This is a genomic window from Aquimarina algiphila, assembly GCF_947494415.1.
GTDB classification, from domain to species: domain Bacteria; phylum Bacteroidota; class Bacteroidia; order Flavobacteriales; family Flavobacteriaceae; genus Aquimarina; species Aquimarina algiphila.
This window is the reverse complement of record NZ_CANLVC010000006.1, coordinates 649,657-666,605: the sequence shown is the minus strand read 5'-3', so window position 1 is coordinate 666,605 and position 16,949 is coordinate 649,657. Positions and strand designations below refer to the sequence as shown.

At 32.2% G+C, this 16,949-nt stretch carries 11 protein-coding genes; all 11 read left to right on the top strand.

The window, feature by feature from the left end:
* Positions 1 to 295: 295 nt before the first annotated feature.
* The 11 genes from PQF96_RS12345 (at position 296) to PQF96_RS12295 (ending at position 16,948) form a co-directional block, all read left to right on the top strand.
* On the top strand, positions 296 to 652 hold the full coding sequence (locus PQF96_RS12345; RefSeq protein ID WP_143915416.1) for a VOC family protein: 357 nt from the start codon (positions 296 to 298) through the stop codon (positions 650 to 652).
* An 11-nt stretch (positions 653 to 663) separates the two neighbouring features.
* A complete protein-coding gene (locus PQF96_RS12340) occupies positions 664 to 1,419 on the top strand; it encodes a CPBP family glutamic-type intramembrane protease (RefSeq protein ID WP_271766469.1) in 756 nt (251 codons plus the stop codon).
* Between the two features lie 226 nt (positions 1,420 to 1,645).
* Positions 1,646 to 2,077 (top strand): SRPBCC family protein, encoded by a 432-nt coding sequence (locus PQF96_RS12335; RefSeq protein WP_143915419.1) that lies wholly within the window; start codon positions 1,646 to 1,648, stop codon positions 2,075 to 2,077.
* Positions 2,078 to 2,093: 16 nt separating this feature from the next.
* Positions 2,094 to 3,050: a gliding motility protein GldB-related protein gene (locus PQF96_RS12330; RefSeq protein ID WP_271766467.1), complete on the top strand. Its 957-nt coding sequence runs from the start codon at positions 2,094 to 2,096 to the stop codon at positions 3,048 to 3,050.
* A 236-nt stretch (positions 3,051 to 3,286) separates the two neighbouring features.
* Entirely contained in the window at positions 3,287 to 6,043 is a 2,757-nt protein-coding gene (locus PQF96_RS12325) for a helix-turn-helix and ligand-binding sensor domain-containing protein (RefSeq protein ID WP_271766465.1), read from the top strand.
* 242 nt (positions 6,044 to 6,285) lie between these two features.
* Positions 6,286 to 9,396 (top strand): SusC/RagA family TonB-linked outer membrane protein, encoded by a 3,111-nt coding sequence (locus tag PQF96_RS12320; protein WP_271766463.1) that lies wholly within the window; start codon positions 6,286 to 6,288, stop codon positions 9,394 to 9,396.
* Positions 9,397 to 9,422: 26 nt separating this feature from the next.
* Complete coding sequence (locus tag PQF96_RS12315) at positions 9,423 to 10,847, top strand: RagB/SusD family nutrient uptake outer membrane protein (RefSeq protein ID WP_271766460.1); 1,425 nt, start codon at positions 9,423 to 9,425, stop codon at positions 10,845 to 10,847.
* A gap of 36 nt (positions 10,848 to 10,883) precedes the next feature.
* Positions 10,884 to 12,251, top strand: a complete 1,368-nt coding sequence (locus PQF96_RS12310; RefSeq protein ID WP_271766459.1) for a glucoamylase family protein — start codon at positions 10,884 to 10,886, stop codon at positions 12,249 to 12,251.
* Positions 12,241 to 13,041 (top strand): carboxylesterase family protein, encoded by an 801-nt coding sequence (locus tag PQF96_RS12305; RefSeq protein WP_271766457.1) that lies wholly within the window; start codon positions 12,241 to 12,243, stop codon positions 13,039 to 13,041. Before PQF96_RS12310 ends, PQF96_RS12305 begins: the two co-directional genes overlap by 11 nt.
* Positions 13,038 to 15,302: a beta-glucosidase BglX gene (gene bglX / locus PQF96_RS12300; protein WP_271766455.1), complete on the top strand. Its 2,265-nt coding sequence runs from the start codon at positions 13,038 to 13,040 to the stop codon at positions 15,300 to 15,302. The genes PQF96_RS12305 and bglX overlap by 4 nt, the downstream gene beginning before the upstream one ends.
* On the top strand, positions 15,302 to 16,948 hold the full coding sequence (locus PQF96_RS12295; RefSeq protein WP_271766454.1) for a sulfatase family protein: 1,647 nt from the start codon (positions 15,302 to 15,304) through the stop codon (positions 16,946 to 16,948). The genes bglX and PQF96_RS12295 overlap by 1 nt, the downstream gene beginning before the upstream one ends.
* Position 16,949 lies beyond the last annotated feature (1 nt).

Below are 16,949 nucleotides of genomic sequence, written 5' to 3'. Positions count from 1 at the left end.
GTAAATTACTGTACTTCAATTTAGATAAACTTCCTTTTTAACCCACTTTTCAATTCATAAATTATAGGTTTCAGACAAATCTAATAAAATTACACCTCAGATTGTCTATATCTTTAACGCTACCAAATCACACTTATAGTATTTATATAGTATCTCTATTATGGTTTCAAATCTCAAATTAAAACTCAATAGATACATTGCAAAAAAGTATAAATGGTACTAAAGTATGAGTAGCGCTTATACGATATTCTTTAACATTGTTTAAAAACAACTAATTTTTATACAGAACTAACATATGAATCTAGGAACATTTTCTATTAGTCTAGCAGTAAAAAACATTGATAAAAGTATTTCTTTTTATACCCATCTAGGATTTAAAGTAGTGGATGGTGGTCACCTAAATGAAGGATTTAAAGATTCTGAAACTATGAAATGGAGAATTTTAGCAAATTCATCAGTTAAGATTGGTTTGTTTCAAGGAATGTTCAATTCTAACATCCTAACTTTTAATCCTAAAGATGTTCTTAAACTTCAGGAAGTTATAAAAGAGAAAGGAATATCTTTTATAAAGGAGGCTAAAGCATCAGATGCAATCAAATCTATAATTCTAGCTGACCCCGATGGAAATCAAATCATGCTTGATCAACACTAAAATATGTTTTTATGCTTAATTCCCATTATGTCTCACTAATCATAGCTTATGCCTTAGCTGCACTACTTTGGTTACTTACTAACTTTTTTATAAAATCAATATGGAATATTGAAAAAAAAGAATTGAATTTCAGCAAACCATATTTGGAATTTATATACGCCTTAATAGCAATGATTCCAATATTGGGAATTGGACAGTTATACATAAATCATCTCTTAATCCCTAATCCAAATAATGCAAGTGTAATTATAGATACAATAAATCAGTTTCTGATTTTTTCTCCAACACTAATTTTAATATTTATAAGAAAACAATCTTTTGATACTATATGGCTTCCAAAATCAAAAATCTTACTTCGCATAACTATTGGTCTTTGTATTGCTATATGTAGCCTTTTCGCATATTGGATCACAAGAAAAGATATTGGAAGCTTTGGTGAAATGTTATTTCGTATTTATCATTCAAAAAATCTTGCGTTTCTTATGCAGGTTTTTATGGAGGATATAACCATAGCACTACTATTCGTAAGGCTTTCTGCTTGGATTAATCGCAAATGGACAATTATTTTAGTTGCAATTCTTTTTGCTTGCGGACATATACCAAGTTTTGTGGCAGGTGGAGCTACACTAATTGAGTTATCTAGTCTATTGATCGATACATGTATTGGTATTCTAATATTAACTGTTATTAGTAAGTCAAAAGATGTCTGGTGGTTTTTTATGGTGCATTATGCTCTAGATATGTCTCAATTTGTTGGTTCAACATAATATTCTAGTCACTATTATTAAAACTAAAAATGAAACAAATAATTGATACCTGAGAAATTAATAGCAGAATTAATTTATATTTAATTATTAAAACAAATAAAGTAAATATCATCAAAGATCGCAATTCATTCTATCTCTGTATTTGTAAGGATGTAAGGGTAATAGAAAAGTATTATTTGGGTTATAAAAATGGGTAACGAAACAAAATTTTTAAAATAATAAAATTATGTCAACATTTTCAATCTACCACGATGTATTCATTAAAGCTTCTGTAAACAAAGTTTTTGATGCTGTTGCTATTCCTGATCATTTAATTAACTGGTGGCCATTAAAATGTTCTGGGATACCCAAAAAAGGAGAAGAATACAATTTTTATTTTGCTCCAGAATATGATTGGTATGGTAGAGTTAGCGCTTGTGATCCTCACAAGAGTTTTCATATAATGATGACAAAATCTGATGACGATTGGAATGGCACGTCATTTGGATTCGATTTAGAAGAAATAAAAGACGGTGTGCAACTTAAATTCTGGCATAAAGGTTGGCCAAAATGTAATGATGAATTTAGACAGTCTTCATTCTGCTGGGCTATGCTACTTTCTGGTTTGAAAAATTATATAGAAAAAGGAATTATCATACCTTTCCATGAACGAGAATAAATAATACAGGATAGCAATGACACAAAACTATATTCGCCTCATCATCCTCATTTTTATATTGTATGGTTGTACTAATAATCAATCCTCAAGTATAAATAGTACGTTTCCAACGAATCCTATGCATGCAGAAATTATAACTTCTGATGTTGATTTGTTTTGGGAGACATTTGATGAACTCTTAAGAGACACTATTCAAAATCCTTTTGAAAGATATATAAAAGAAGGAAGTCCCGGTTTACAAAACTTCATTAGTAATCAACGCATAGTAGGACCAGATGAGCTTAAAGAACTTGTACTTTCTGAAAAAAAATATTATTCAAATATCAGAAGTTCTTCATATAAAGCAGTCGGTTTCAAAAATCAAATTAAAGCATCTTTTTATGCACTAAAATATCTATATCCGGAGGCGGTTTTCCCTCCTACATACATACTCATTGGTCGAACTACTTCTGGAGGTACTGCATCTGATGCTGGTTTGAGTATTGGTGTTGAGATATTTTCAGATAATCAAGCAAGGACTGCCTACGGTAGGCCAAGTTTGGATATTGAATTACTTCCGTTTTTAACAGCTCATGAAATCATTCATTTTTTACAAAAAGATGATCAAAATAATGAAACACTCTTAAAGCATTGTATTAGAGAAGGTAGTGCAGATTTTATTGCAGAAATGATTGCTGGCGAAAAGGTAAAATATTGTAATGGACCAAATGTATATGAATATGGTGAGCAGAATTTTAAGAAACTCTTTGAAGAATTTAAAGAAACAATGAATAAGGAAGAACTTTCTCCCTGGTTAGGTAGTGAAACTATTGATGGAAGACCACAAAACCTTGGATATTGGATAGGTTACAAAATAGTGAAATCATATTTTGATTTGATGGATGATAAGAAAAAAGCAATTAAAGATATCCTGAACATAAATAATTATCAGAAGTTTTATGAAGATTCGGGTATTGAAGATGATTTTATGTGATAATTATCTTCAATATCCACCTCCTTATAAGGTGGTAAACATTTTTTTATCTTTCTTCTCTTTGTTAATATACGAAGACATTTTAGAGGATAACGAAGTACTACATATCCACGATAAGGAAACTATAAACCATAAAGCTAAATAAATATGAACGACACCTAAAGCATATATTTCAAAATTCATAAATCTTATTTTTATTATCTTCCTCTGAATGTTTTATTTAATTTGTAATTGGAATGAGAATTTTTATTTACTGTATTACGCTATTATGCTTTGTTATCCCAGAAGTAATAGCTCAAAAACTTATACCTCCTATTTACAATTACGAGATTTTTGAGTATAAGGCTGCTAGTCAAAATTGGGGGATGGATGTAAGTGAGAACGGAGAACTCTTTGTTGCTAACAATGCAGGGCTTTTACTTTTTAATGGAGAACAATGGACTCTTTATAAACTTCCAAACAAAACCATTGTACGCTCCGTATGTATAATGAAGGATAAAATATTTACTGGATCCTATGAAGAATTTGGATATTGGAAAAAAAATAAAATTGGTCAATACGAATATTTCTCACTTACTAATCTGATTAAAAATCATGAATTCGCTAGCGAAGAATTTTGGCAAATACTGCCTTATCAAAATACTATAATTTTTAGATCTTTTTCTGGTATATATATCTATAAGGATAATAAAATCACAGTTATCGATCCTGATTTTATTGTTACCGATATAACTTTATTAAATAATAAAATTATTGTAGCCAGTGATAACAAAGGGCTTTTTGAACTTATTAATAATGAATTAGTTGCCATACAAAACCAAGAACTTCTTAACCATAAGATTATAATAGATATGGTGTCTTATCAAAATGGACTTCTTATTGGGACAAAACTTAATGGTTGTTACCTTTATCTAAATGGACAAACTACAATATGGGATAATGCTATAAACAAGGAACTAAAAAAACATCAATTAAACAAAATCCAAAAAGTTAGTCCTAACTCTATTGCTTTTGGTACAATTAAAAACGGTATTTATTTATATGACACTACCGCCAAAACTATTGATCAGCTTAATAAAGAGATAGGGTTGCAAAATAATACAGTTTTATCTTTATCCACATTTCGCAATCAACTATGGATCGGACTAGATCAAGGTATTGACAGGGTTCTATTAGACTCATCCATAAAATATTATACCGATAATTCTGGTACAATAGGAACTGTATATGATATTGCCAATTATCAGGATATCGTATATCTTGGTAGTAATACAGGAATTTATTATCTAGATCACGATCAATTACAATTTATAGAAGGTTCTCAAGGACATGTTTGGGACATGGAAATTCTGGACGGTCAATTATTTTGCGGCCATAATACCGGCACATTCATAGTTAATAAAAATACGTTACAAAAAGTTTCATCCTTCTCTGGAGGATATCAATTTATAAAGGTACCTGAACAAAAAACTACATTTTTACAAGGAATATATACGGGTATAGCAAAATATCATAAACTTGAAGATAATTCATGGCGAGTGACACGAGTAGAAGGAATCAATTTCCCTGTAAAACAACTCTTCTTTGAAAATCCATCTACTATATGGGCTGCACATCCTTATAAAGGGTTTTATAGAATACAGTTAAATCATGATTATAGTGCTGTTCTTGATATTAAAGAATTTCAGACAGATGCCAATGCAAAAGACTATAATGTAAAACTTTATAATATAAAGAATCAAATTATATTTCAAAGTAAAGGAAAGTGGTATAAGTATGATCCAATTTTAGATAAGATTATTCTATTTAAAGAATTTAATAATTATAGTAATAAAGAACTTATTCATTATGATGAAAAACATTTTTGGTTTATTGATAATGAAAACACTAAACAAATCTTTTATACTGACCTCAAAAAAGACAGTTTAGCAATATCTGAAAATCAATTAAGTAGACGACTAATTCCTGATGCAGAAAATAGTGTACAATTAAGTGATTCTATTAATTTCTTAACATTGAGTAATGGTTTTAGCAAGATTAATTTTTCTAAACTAAAGAGTAACTTAGAAAAGATCAAAATACCAAAACCAAATCTTTATTACTTCAAAGACACTAAAAAAAATTATCCTTTGCATATAGATATTCTAGAAATCCCATATAGTAATTCAAAAGATCTAAAAATACAAGTATCTACTCCTAGCATGTTACAATCAAAATATTATTATGAACTAATTGGAAGTACACAGCAATCTTCATATACCAATGATGGAAATATCCATTTTCAGAATTTATCACACGGAAATTATGAATTAAACGTCTATACCGTTGGTATTAATAATAAAAAATCACTTCCTAAGAATATCACATTCAAAATTGCCCCTCCTTGGTATTTATCAAAACTCAGTATCCTTGGATATATATTGTCCTTTTTTCTGATTATTTTCTTGATTAGAATGTATAACAAGCAAAAATTAAAAAGAAAGCAAAATGAACTGAGAAAACATCTTGAAAGAGAGCAAAAAGAAAAAATAGCACAATTAGAAAAAGATAAACTCACAAAAGAAATCAAGCAAAAACAAAAAGAATTAGCAAGTACTACTATGAACATTGCCAAAAAAAATCAGATCATCCTTGAGTTAAAAAGTGTTTTATTGGTAAATAAAGAGAAACTCTCTAGTCAGCAAAGCTATAAAGCGATTCTAAGAAAGACAAATGATGCTATTAATAATAACGAAGATTGGAAACGTTTTGAAATAAGTTTTAAAGAGCTTCATGAAGATTTTTTTGATACACTATTAAATAATTATCCTGATCTAACACCAAAAGATCTTAAACTTTGTGCATACTTGAAAATGAATCTATCTTCCAAAGAAATTGCTCCATTAATGGCAATTACAATAAGAGGAGTAGAAATACATCGATATCGTCTTCGAAAAAAATTAAAAATTAATAGTTCTAAAAACCTTTCGAACTTCTTGATTACGTTTAAGTAAATAAATGGGGTTATACTTTCTGGTATATTTTTAAAATTCATATAATTTCGAATACATCATAACTACATCACAATGTTAAAACTTAACATTGCGTTAAGATACCTATTACTTCAAAGCCGTTATCAACTGTAGCTTCTAGCCTATAAATCCTATTGATGTAGTTTTTATGTACCTCTTCTTTACGGTTAAACAGTAACCACTTTATTAATTTTATAAAAATTTAACTTAATAATTAAACAATCATGAAAATAAAAAGTGCATTATTATTGATTATAGTTTTTTTAACACAAACTATAGTATATGCACAAGATAATGTTCTCATTACAGGAAAAGTAAATGATAGTGATGAGTTACCATTACCAGGTGTAAACATATTAATAAAGGGAACTAACAAAGGAACACAATCAGATTTTGAAGGAAATTTTAGTATTGAAACCATAAAAGGTGATATTCTGATATTTTCCTATATAGGATTAGAAACACAAGAAATTAGTATCCAAAATCAAAATACTCTTGAGGTAACCATGAGTCCTAATACTGATTCTTTAAATGAAATTATTGTTGTTGGATATGGTACTCAAAAAAAGACGGCTATTACAGGAGCTGTTGTCTCGGTAAGTACAGAAGATATTGTAAAACAACCTGCATTAACAGCTCTGCAATCAATACAAGGAAAAGTTGCCGGAGTAAACATAATTGCAAATGATGCACCCGGAGCAACACCAACTGTTATTGTAAGAGGTTTGGGGACAGCTCAGGCAGGACGAGAGCCTTTTTATGTTGTAGATGGTCAACCTACACAAGATATAAGAAGCATAAATCCTTCTGATATAGAATCTATAGAATTTTTAAAAGGAGCTTCATATGCTAATATTTATGGGATAAGGGCTGCTAATGGAGTTATTTTGGTTACTACCAAAAAAGGAAAAAAGGGAAAGGCGATTTTTAGTTTTGACTCCTTTTATGGTATTAGAAATGTACTTAATCAAGTTAAGATGGCTAACGCAGATCAATACATTCAGTATTTTAATGAAGAAAGCGCAGCTGTAGACGGTTTTCAGTTACAGCAAAATCAACAATTTAATACTGATTGGTACGATGAGTTGATACAATTGGGAAATATAAATAGTAATAACTTTTCGGTATCCGGAGGAGGAGAAACTATAGATTATTTTTTTAGTTATAATTTATATCAAGAGGAAGGAATCTTGAAAGATAATAAGTATAGTAGAGGAACCATTAGAAACAATAATACATATCATTTATTTGAAAATAAATTTAGAATCACTCAAAATATCAATATTACCTATACCAATGAAGCTCCAAAACCATTCGGATCATTTAATAATGCTTATCGTCAATCTCCTTTAGTTCCAGTTTTTTATTCTAACGGAAGGTTTGGACAATCATTTGTGAACCAATCTACCGGAATAGTTACATTTGAATCTGAAGATGGCGAATCAGTAGGTAGATTAACGCCACATGGAAATCCCGTATCTGATGTACTTTTTCAAGATATTGACATTAACACCACCACACTACAAGGTCAAATTGCTACAGAAACAGATATCACAAATGATCTTACATTTACTGCTAGATTTGGAGCTACACAATTTTATTCTAAAAGAAATGAATACAATCCTATTAGAGAAAGATGGTTAAACGCTGACCCAAGACGTACGATTGCAGAATTCGAAGCAGGAAGAGTCGATGAGGATGGAGATGGTACTATCTCTACAGAGTTTGCTAATAATTCATTGAATGTACAAGATGTTGAATTTTTTAGATGGAATCTAGAAGGCTTTTTAACCTTTAACAAATCTTTTAATAAGCATAGCTTATCCACTACTGTTGGATTAAGTAGAGAAAAATTTGGTGGAAGAGAACTTGTAGAAGCTCAGGGGTTTGATGTGTTTGAAGAGAAAAGACTTCGTAATTTAAGCAGGAGAACCTCTTCTTTTTTTGACAACACCGTCGTTCAGCAATTTAATCAATCTACAAATCTACAATCTTACTTTGCACGTGTAGAATACGATTTTGCAGACAAATATTTTTTAAGAGGAGTATGGAGAAGAGATGGTACGAGTGATTTTGTAACAGGAGAAAATTTCTTTGATAATTTTCCAGCATTTAGTTTAGGATGGAACATTTCTAATGAGAACTTCCTAAAAGAGAGTACTTTTATAAATCACTTAAAAGTGTTTGGAGGGTGGGGACGATTAGGAAATGCTAATGTTCCTTTTAATGTACAACAAATAGACACAGATCCAGATAGTGGCAATCAAAATTATGTCTTCGGACCTACACAAAGTCTTATTTTCGGAGCTTCTTTTGGTAGTCCTGTTGAACCATTACAATGGGAAATCACTGAAGAATGGGAATTAGGATTAGATTTTGCATTTCTTAATAGAAAATTATCTGGAACCGTTGCTTATTATGATAGAACAAATACAAATGCTATAATCAATGTTCAAAATATTTTAAACTCAGAATCTGAAGGTAACTTTTTAGCTCATGCTGCCGAAGTATCCAATACTGGTATCGAAGTTTTAATAAACTGGCAGGATAATTTAGGTAAAGATTTGACTTATAATATTGGTGTAAACTTCTCTACAAACAAAAATCGAGTAGAAAATGTAGTTCCTGGTTTTGATGGAGAAACTGGAGGTAGTTTAAACAATGGACAAATAACGAAAAGATTACAGGAAGGTCAACCACTGTTTGCATGGTGGTTACTAGAAGCTGATGGAGTATGGCAAAATCAGGATGAAATTGATAACAATCCCTCTGTTGGTAATGCTGCTCCGGGACACTTACGTTATGTAGATCAAAATACAGATGGCGTTATAGATGATAGAGATAAAAAGTTTTTTGGTAATTATGTTCCTACATTTAATTATGGTATAAAATTCGGAATCCAATACAAACAACTTGATTTTAGTGTAGATGGTTTTGGAGTTGGAGGTAATGAGATATATAATGGTTTAGCAAGTACCAGATTAGGTGGAGAAAATATTACAGAAGAGACTTTTAATAGTCGATGGACAGGTGAAGGCTCAACCAATGCTGCACCAGGAGCAGACAGGGATGCACTTGCCTCTTCTTATTGGTTAGAAAATGGGGATTTCTTTAGAATCAATAACATCACGCTTGGGTATACGTTCAACAAGATCGGATTTCTAAATAAAGCTCGTTTTTATGTAACAGCACAAAACCCTTTTATGTTTACCAATTACTCAGGGTTTACACCAGAACTAAATCAAAATGGTAACCCTGCGCAAACCACAGGAATTGAATTATCTGCATATCCTACGACACGGTCTTTTATTTTCGGTGTTAACCTACAATTATAATTAAAATGAATCAAATAATAAATATTATGAAAGCTAAACTAAAATTAATAGTATTCGCGCTTCTGTTTGTAGCTTTCTTTACAGGTTGCGATGATTTTGTTGAAGAAGTAGAAGTTGTAGCTCCCACAGCAGAAGAGAGTGGTGAAGTTTTTGAGCCTATTCAATTCGTAACAGGAGTGTATGGCAGGCATACCGATTTTGCATATGCCTTTTCTTTTCTTGGCATCACCGAAATGATTTCGGATAATGCTGATAAAGGAAGTGCTCCTACAGATACTGGGGCTGATAAAAATTTACTGGATGGTCTTACACATACTACATCTTCTCCTTCAATTAGAGCAATGTGGACTCAATGGTACAAAACAATTGGGAGAGCAACTCAAGCAATAGAATATACAGAAACTTTTGAGATGACAAACGAAGAACTAAGAGAACGCCTTATAGGTGAATGTAAGTTCTTAAGAGCTTTAAATTATTTCTGGTTAGTTCGTTCTTTTGGAGATATTCCTTTACAACACATAGATATCATAAACAGAGCTCCGACCTCGGATGTCTATGCTTATATAGAACAAGATTTATTAGAAGCCATACCTGCCTTACCTTTTAAAGGTGAATATGCCGCCTCAGATTTAGGAAGAGTTACCAAAGGAGCTGCACAATCCCTTTTGGCAAAAGTATACTTATATCAAAAAAAATGGCAAGAATCTGCAGATATGGCTAATACAGTAATTACCTCAGGTGAGTATGATTTAGAACCTGATTATGCCGAAGTATGGAGAGTATCTGGTGAAAATGGTTTAGAGTCTGTCTTTGAATTACAAGGAAGAGGCGAAATTGTAGCACATGGGATTCAACAATATTCCACTACACAAGGTGCTAGGGGACCTAGTGGTTGGGGATGGGGTTTTAATACGCCATCAGAAGACTTATTAAATGCCTTCAATGTAGAAGGTGATGATATAAGAAGAGATGCTACTATTATATTTGCTGGTGAAACATTGTTTGACGGAAGAGTAATCGATGCTGGAGTAGAAAATCCAAGATATAATGAAAAAGCGTATTCAAGTGCTAATGCAGGTCAGGGAGATGGTGACAAAAATATTCGTATTATTCGTTTTGCCGAGGTTTTACTAATTCGCGCAGAAGCACTAAACGAGCTCAACCTCTCTTCTGATGCTTTGACTCACCTTAATAGAGTTCGCAATAGAGTGAACCTTGAGAATATTACCACTACTAATCAGTCTGAATTAAGACAGATCATTTGGAACGAACGCAGATTAGAATTAGCCATGGAACATGATCGCTGGTTTGATTTATTAAGAACAGGTCAAGCACCAGCGGTTATGATTGCACATGGTAAGCCTTTTGAAACTGGGAAACACGAACTCTTTCCAATTCCAAATGATCAATTAATTCAAACTCCAAAAATGATGCAAAACCCGGGATGGTAATAAACTATAAACATTTATACTAATTAAAATTTATTTATGCGAATCATCATGATAACCGTGATCTTCTTCACTATAATATGTATTGGGTGTAATGATCAAAAAACATCTCAAACGGATACAATATCAACGCCTGAACAAGAAGAAACGATTGAGATACTAACAGACACAGAACTTCTAGACAAAATTCAAAAACAAACGTTTAATTATTTCTGGGAAGGAGCAGAACCTAATTCTGGATTGGCTAGAGAACGTATCCATTTGGATAATATTTATCCTCAAAATGATGAGGATATTATAACAACAGGAGGGTCTGGGTTTGGACTAATGGCTATTTTGATAGGTATTGAACGAAATTATATTACCAGGAATGAAGGTGTACTACATTTTAAAAAAGTAGTTCAATTCTTAGAAAAGGCAGATCGGTTTCATGGTGCATGGCCACATTGGATTAATGGAAAAACCGGTAAAGTAAAGCCTTTTAGTCAGAAAGATAATGGTGGGGATCTCGTAGAAACAGCTTTTCTCATACAAGGCTTGTTAACTGTTTCAGAATATTTTAAAGAAGGCAATGAAAATGAAAAAGAATTAGTTCAAAAAATAGATAAACTTTGGAAAGAAGTAGAATGGGATTGGTACACCAAGAATGGAGAAAGAGTACTGTATTGGCACTGGTCTCCTGATTATGAATGGGAAATGAATTTTCCTGTTGGAGGATATAATGAATGCTTAATAATGTATGTTCTCGCTGCTTCCTCCCCCACTCACTCTATCGATAAAGAAGTATATAAAGAAGGATGGTCACGTAATGGTGATATTGCAAAAGGAACAGTATTTTATGGTTTAGATACAGAGTTAGATCATTATGAACATGATAATGATCCTATTGGTCCTCTTTTTTGGGCGCATTATTCTTATCTTGGATTAAACCCAAAAGGACTAACAGATCAATATGCCGATTATTGGAAATTAAATAAAAATCATGCTAAAATCCATTATAACTATGCTTTAGATAATCCTAATAATTTTGAGGGTTACGGCAAAGATTGCTGGGGACTTACTTCAAGTTATTCGATGAAAGGATATTCTAGTCATCGACCTGGTAGAGACCTTGGAGTGATATCTCCCACTGCAGCACTATCCTCTTTTCCTTATACTCCAAAAGAGAGTATGCAATTCTTGAGGTTTATGTATGAAAAGCAAGATAGCCTTATTGGTAAATATGGTCCTTATGATGCTTTCAGTTTACAACATGATTGGTATGTCCCAAGATATTTAGCTATTGATCAAGGTCCTATACCTGTGATGATAGAAAATCACAGGACACAATTGTTATGGAACCTCTTTATGAAAAACAACGATGTCAAAAATGGTCTTCAAAAATTGGGATTCAGCTATGGAAACTAAAAAAATAGTATGTTATTTATTTTCAATATTTCTGGTCAGTATAGGAATTGCTCAAAGTGGTAATTCTTATGAAAAAGAAATACTAATAAAAGGAAAAGATACTCTTCGTTATCGTATTCTGTGGCCTATTGATTTTACTGAAGATAAAGAATATCCGGTAGTTCTATTCTTACATGGAGCTGGTGAACGCGATAATGATAATCAAAAACAATTGGTACATGGAAGTAGATTATTTCTAGATTCAGAATTCAGGGAAAAACATCCATCTATTGTCATTTTTCCTCAGTGCCCCAAAAACGATTATTGGTCCAATATAAGTATTGATAGAACTAAAAAAGGAAGAGAGAAATTCCGTTTTAAATATGGAGAAATACCAAATTCAACACTTGCATTAGTAATTGATTTGATGGATCAAATGGTTAATAAAAATTTCACCAAGAATGATCAGGTATATATTGGAGGATTGTCAATGGGTGGTATGGGAACATTTGAAATGCTATATAGAAGACCAAATATGTTTGCAGCCGCATTTCCAATTTGCGGAGGTGGTGATCCAAATTCAGTTTCAGAATATGCAAATAAAGTTGCTCTTTGGATTTTTCATGGTGCTAGAGATACTGTAGTAGATCCTACCTTTTCTGTAGATATGGTAGAAGCTATTCTAAAAGCTGGCGGTTTTCCTAAATTCAGCCTATACGATTTTGCAAATCACAACAGTTGGGATACTGCTTTTGCTGAACCAGAACTATTGTATTGGCTATTTTCAAATAAAAAAAAGAATAAAGAATGAATTTCCGACACGAAATAAATACAATACTCATTATTGGTCTCACTTTTATAATTCATTCCTGTAGTGATCAAAAAAAACACTCTAAAACAATAAAATCACCCTACACTTCTCAAATAGATTCTTTAATGAACCTTATGACTTTAGAAGAAAAAATAGGCCAGACAGTGATGTACAGTGGAGGTTGGGATAAGACAGGACCTAAAGTAAGCGATGATAATATAAAGCATATTCGTGAAGGCAATGTAGGCGCAATGCTTAATGTCTATTCTGCTAAAGGAACAAGAGAGTTACAACAAATTGCCATAGAAGAAACACGTTTAGGCATTCCTTTACTTTTTGGATATGATGTAATTCATGGTCATAGAACCATTTTTCCGATAAATTTAGGTCTGGCAGCAAGTTGGGATCTTAAACAAATTGAAAATAGTGCCAGAATTGCCGCAGAGGAAGCTTCTGCAGAAGGAATTCACTGGACCTTTGCTCCTATGGTGGATATAGCAAGAGATCCTAGATGGGGTCGCATATCTGAAGGTGCTGGAGAGGATACTTATCTGGGAAGTCAGATTGCTAAGGCTTATGTAAAAGGCTTTCAAGGAAATGACCTTGCTGTAAACAATACTATTATTGCTTGTGCCAAACATTTTGCAGGATATGGTGCTGCTCAAGCAGGTAGAGATTATCATACAGTAGATATGAGTGATGGAGAACTATGGAATACCTATTTACCTCCGTTTAAAGCAACTGTAGATTCTGGTGTAGAAACATTTATGACAGCCTTTAATGACTTAAATGGTATTCCCGCTTCCGGAAATCAATCTTTATTTAGAGAAATATTACGAGAGCAATGGAATTTTAAGGGTTTTGTTGTTTCTGATTATACAGCTATTAATGAGTTAATACCCCATGGTTTTGCTAAAAACGAAAAAGATGCTGCTCGCTTAGCTATGAATGCTGGTGTAGATATGGATATGATGGGAAATGTAAATAGATTATATCTAAAAAAATTAATAGAAGAGAATAAAGTAAAAAAAGAAACTGTAGAAGAAGCTTGTCGAAAAATATTAGAAACTAAGTTCAAACTTGGACTTTTTGATGATCCTTATCGATACAGTAATGAAGATCGGGAGAAAGAAGTTATTTATAAAAAAGAATTTCTGGATGCCGCACGAATTGCTGCGGCTGCTTCATCTGTATTATTAAAAAATGATAACAAGACACTACCAATTACTAAGAACAAAACAATCGCCCTTATAGGCCCATTAGCAAAAGATAAGGAAAGTATTATTGGTAATTGGGCAGCAGCAGGAGATCGCTATGGTAAAGCGGTTAGTATCTATGAAGGACTCCTTGAGTATATTGATGAAAAGAATATATTTTATGCACAAGGTTGTGATATTTTATCAAATGACGAAAATCTATTTAATGAAGCTATAGATGCTGCAAAAAAGGCTGATATTATTGTTATGGTCATGGGAGAACATTATCATATGAGTGGTGAAGCTGCCTCTCGAACAAATATTAAATTGCCCGGATTACAAACAACATTGATTAAAAAGATTACTGAAGAAGTCCCCAACAAACAAATTGTTCTAATTCTAATGAATGGAAGACCTTTAGATCTTTCTGAAGAACATATACTAACTGATACTATATTAGAGACATGGTTTCCGGGGACAATGGGTGGTTTAGGAATTGCCGACATATTATTTGGCACATACAATCCTTCTGGAAAATTACCAGTTACATTTCCTCGAAATGTTGGGCAGATTCCGATATACTATAATATGAAAAATACTGGTCGTCCTATTAATCCTTCAAATCCAAAAGAAGATTATAAATCTAATTATATTGATGTTTCCAATACTCCTTTATATCCCTTTGGTTATGGACTTAGTTATACCAATTTTGAATATAAAGTTACTTCCTCTGGTAAACAACTTATACCAGGTGAAGAAATAACCATATCAGTAGAAATAAAAAATACAGGGAATTATGATGGATCAGAGATAGCACAACTATACATCCGTGATAAAACCAGAAGTATAACTCCTCCCGTTAAAGAATTAAAAGGGTTTAAAAAAGTTTTTATGAAAAAAGGAGAAAGTACAAACCTAACTTTTACAATCACTACTGAAAATTTAAAATTTTACAATCAACAATTAGACTTCACTTATGAGCCGGGAAGATTTGAGTTTTTTGTTGGAGGAAGTTCTGATTTACCTTTTACACATGAATTTGAATTAATTGAAGAAGACAAATAATGTTAATCAAAAAGTATATCATAGTTATTATAGGTATTAGTTTTTTTTCTTGTCAACAGAAAAAACCTCAACCACTTGAAAAAACTATTGAAACAACTTTACCTAATATTATATTTATTATGTCTGATGATCATGCCAGTCAAGCTATTAGTGCCTATGGCCACCCTATTAGTCAACTAGCGCCTACCCCAAACATTGATAGAATTGCTAGAAATGGTGTTTTATTCGAAAATGCTTTCTGTACCAATTCTATTTGCGGACCTAGCCGAGCAGTCATTCTAACTGGAAAACATAGCCATATCAATGGTTTTAGGCAAAATGGAGAGCTTTTTAATGGAAACCAACCAACTTTACCAAAAATGCTACAAAAATCCGGTTATCAAACTGCTATAGTTGGTAAATGGCACCTTCATGGACATCCACAAGGTTTTGATTACTGGAACATTATTCAGGATCAAGGGAATTATTATAACCCAGATTTTATAAAGAACGGAGATTCTATACAAATTCCAGGATACGCAACAGATATTATTACAAAAGAATCACTATTGTGGTTAAAGACCAAACGAAAAGAAAACAAACCGTTCTTTCTTATGGTACATCACAAAGCTCCCCATAGAAATTGGATGCCGGCATTACGGCATTTGAATATATACGATTCGATTCAATTTCCTTTACCCGATACTTATTTCACAACACATAAAAATCAACAAGCGGCTAAAGAACAACTACAAACCATTTACAACGATATGTATGAAGGGCATGATCTTAAGATGTCTGTTACCGAAGGGTCTACAAAATTGGCTCACAATCCCTGGGTTAGTGATTTTAAAAGAATGACCACAGAACAACGAAGAATATGGGATAAAGCTTACATATCTAAAAATAATGCTATGCATCGAGCTCATCTTACGGGCAAAGCTCTTGCAGAATGGAAAGGCCAGAGATATCTACAAGAATATATGAGCACAGTGGCTTCAGTAGATGAAGGTGTTGGTGAATTGTTAGATTATTTGGAACAAAATGACTTAGATAAAAATACTTTAGTCGTTTATACTTCTGATCAAGGATTTTATCTTGGAGAAAGGGGATGGTTTGATAAACGATTTATGTATGAAGAATCTTTACGAATGCCTTTGTTAATGCAATTCCCGGGAACAATTAAACCAGGAACAAAAAAAGAAACTATGGTTCAGAATCTTGACTTTGCACAAACTTTTCTGGATTTTGCTAATGCCAACCACTTTTCTAATGAAATGCAAGGTCAATCCTTCAAAGGATTAATAGCGGGTAATGCTAAAGAAAAAGATTTTAGAAATATTATTTACTATCACTATTATGACTTTCCGGCATTTCATATGGTAAAAAAACACTATGGAATTCGAACCAAACGTTTTAAGCTCATTCATTTCTATGATGATATAGATACCTGGGAATTTTATGATTTGGAAAAAGATCCAAAAGAATCAAACAACTTAATCAACAATTTAGTTTACAAGGAGACCATTCAAACCATGAAAATTAAACTTGACTCTGTACAAAAAGTATATAGAGTTACTAATAAAGAGTTTGACAAAGCCACTGCAGAAGAAATCAAAAAAGCATATCAGAGCTTTAAAAGACTTAGAGGAAAACCAATACGATAAT

Excerpts from the sequence above, each read along its gene's own strand:
- PQF96_RS12345 (WP_143915416.1), top strand. The coding sequence starts at position 296 with ATGAATCTAGGAACATTTTCTATTAGTCTAGCAGTAAAAAACATTGAT.
- PQF96_RS12340 (WP_271766469.1), top strand. The coding sequence starts at position 664 with ATGCTTAATTCCCATTATGTCTCACTAATCATAGCTTATGCCTTAGCT.
- PQF96_RS12335 (WP_143915419.1), top strand. The coding sequence starts at position 1,646 with ATGTCAACATTTTCAATCTACCACGATGTATTCATTAAAGCTTCTGTA.
- PQF96_RS12330 (WP_271766467.1), top strand. The coding sequence starts at position 2,094 with ATGACACAAAACTATATTCGCCTCATCATCCTCATTTTTATATTGTAT.
- PQF96_RS12325 (WP_271766465.1), top strand. The coding sequence starts at position 3,287 with ATGAGAATTTTTATTTACTGTATTACGCTATTATGCTTTGTTATCCCA.
- PQF96_RS12320 (WP_271766463.1), top strand. The coding sequence starts at position 6,286 with ATGAAAATAAAAAGTGCATTATTATTGATTATAGTTTTTTTAACACAA.
- PQF96_RS12315 (WP_271766460.1), top strand. The coding sequence starts at position 9,423 with ATGAAAGCTAAACTAAAATTAATAGTATTCGCGCTTCTGTTTGTAGCT.
- PQF96_RS12310 (WP_271766459.1), top strand. The coding sequence starts at position 10,884 with ATGCGAATCATCATGATAACCGTGATCTTCTTCACTATAATATGTATT.
- PQF96_RS12305 (WP_271766457.1), top strand. The coding sequence starts at position 12,241 with ATGGAAACTAAAAAAATAGTATGTTATTTATTTTCAATATTTCTGGTC.
- bglX (WP_271766455.1), top strand. The coding sequence starts at position 13,038 with ATGAATTTCCGACACGAAATAAATACAATACTCATTATTGGTCTCACT.
- PQF96_RS12295 (WP_271766454.1), top strand. The coding sequence starts at position 15,302 with ATGTTAATCAAAAAGTATATCATAGTTATTATAGGTATTAGTTTTTTT.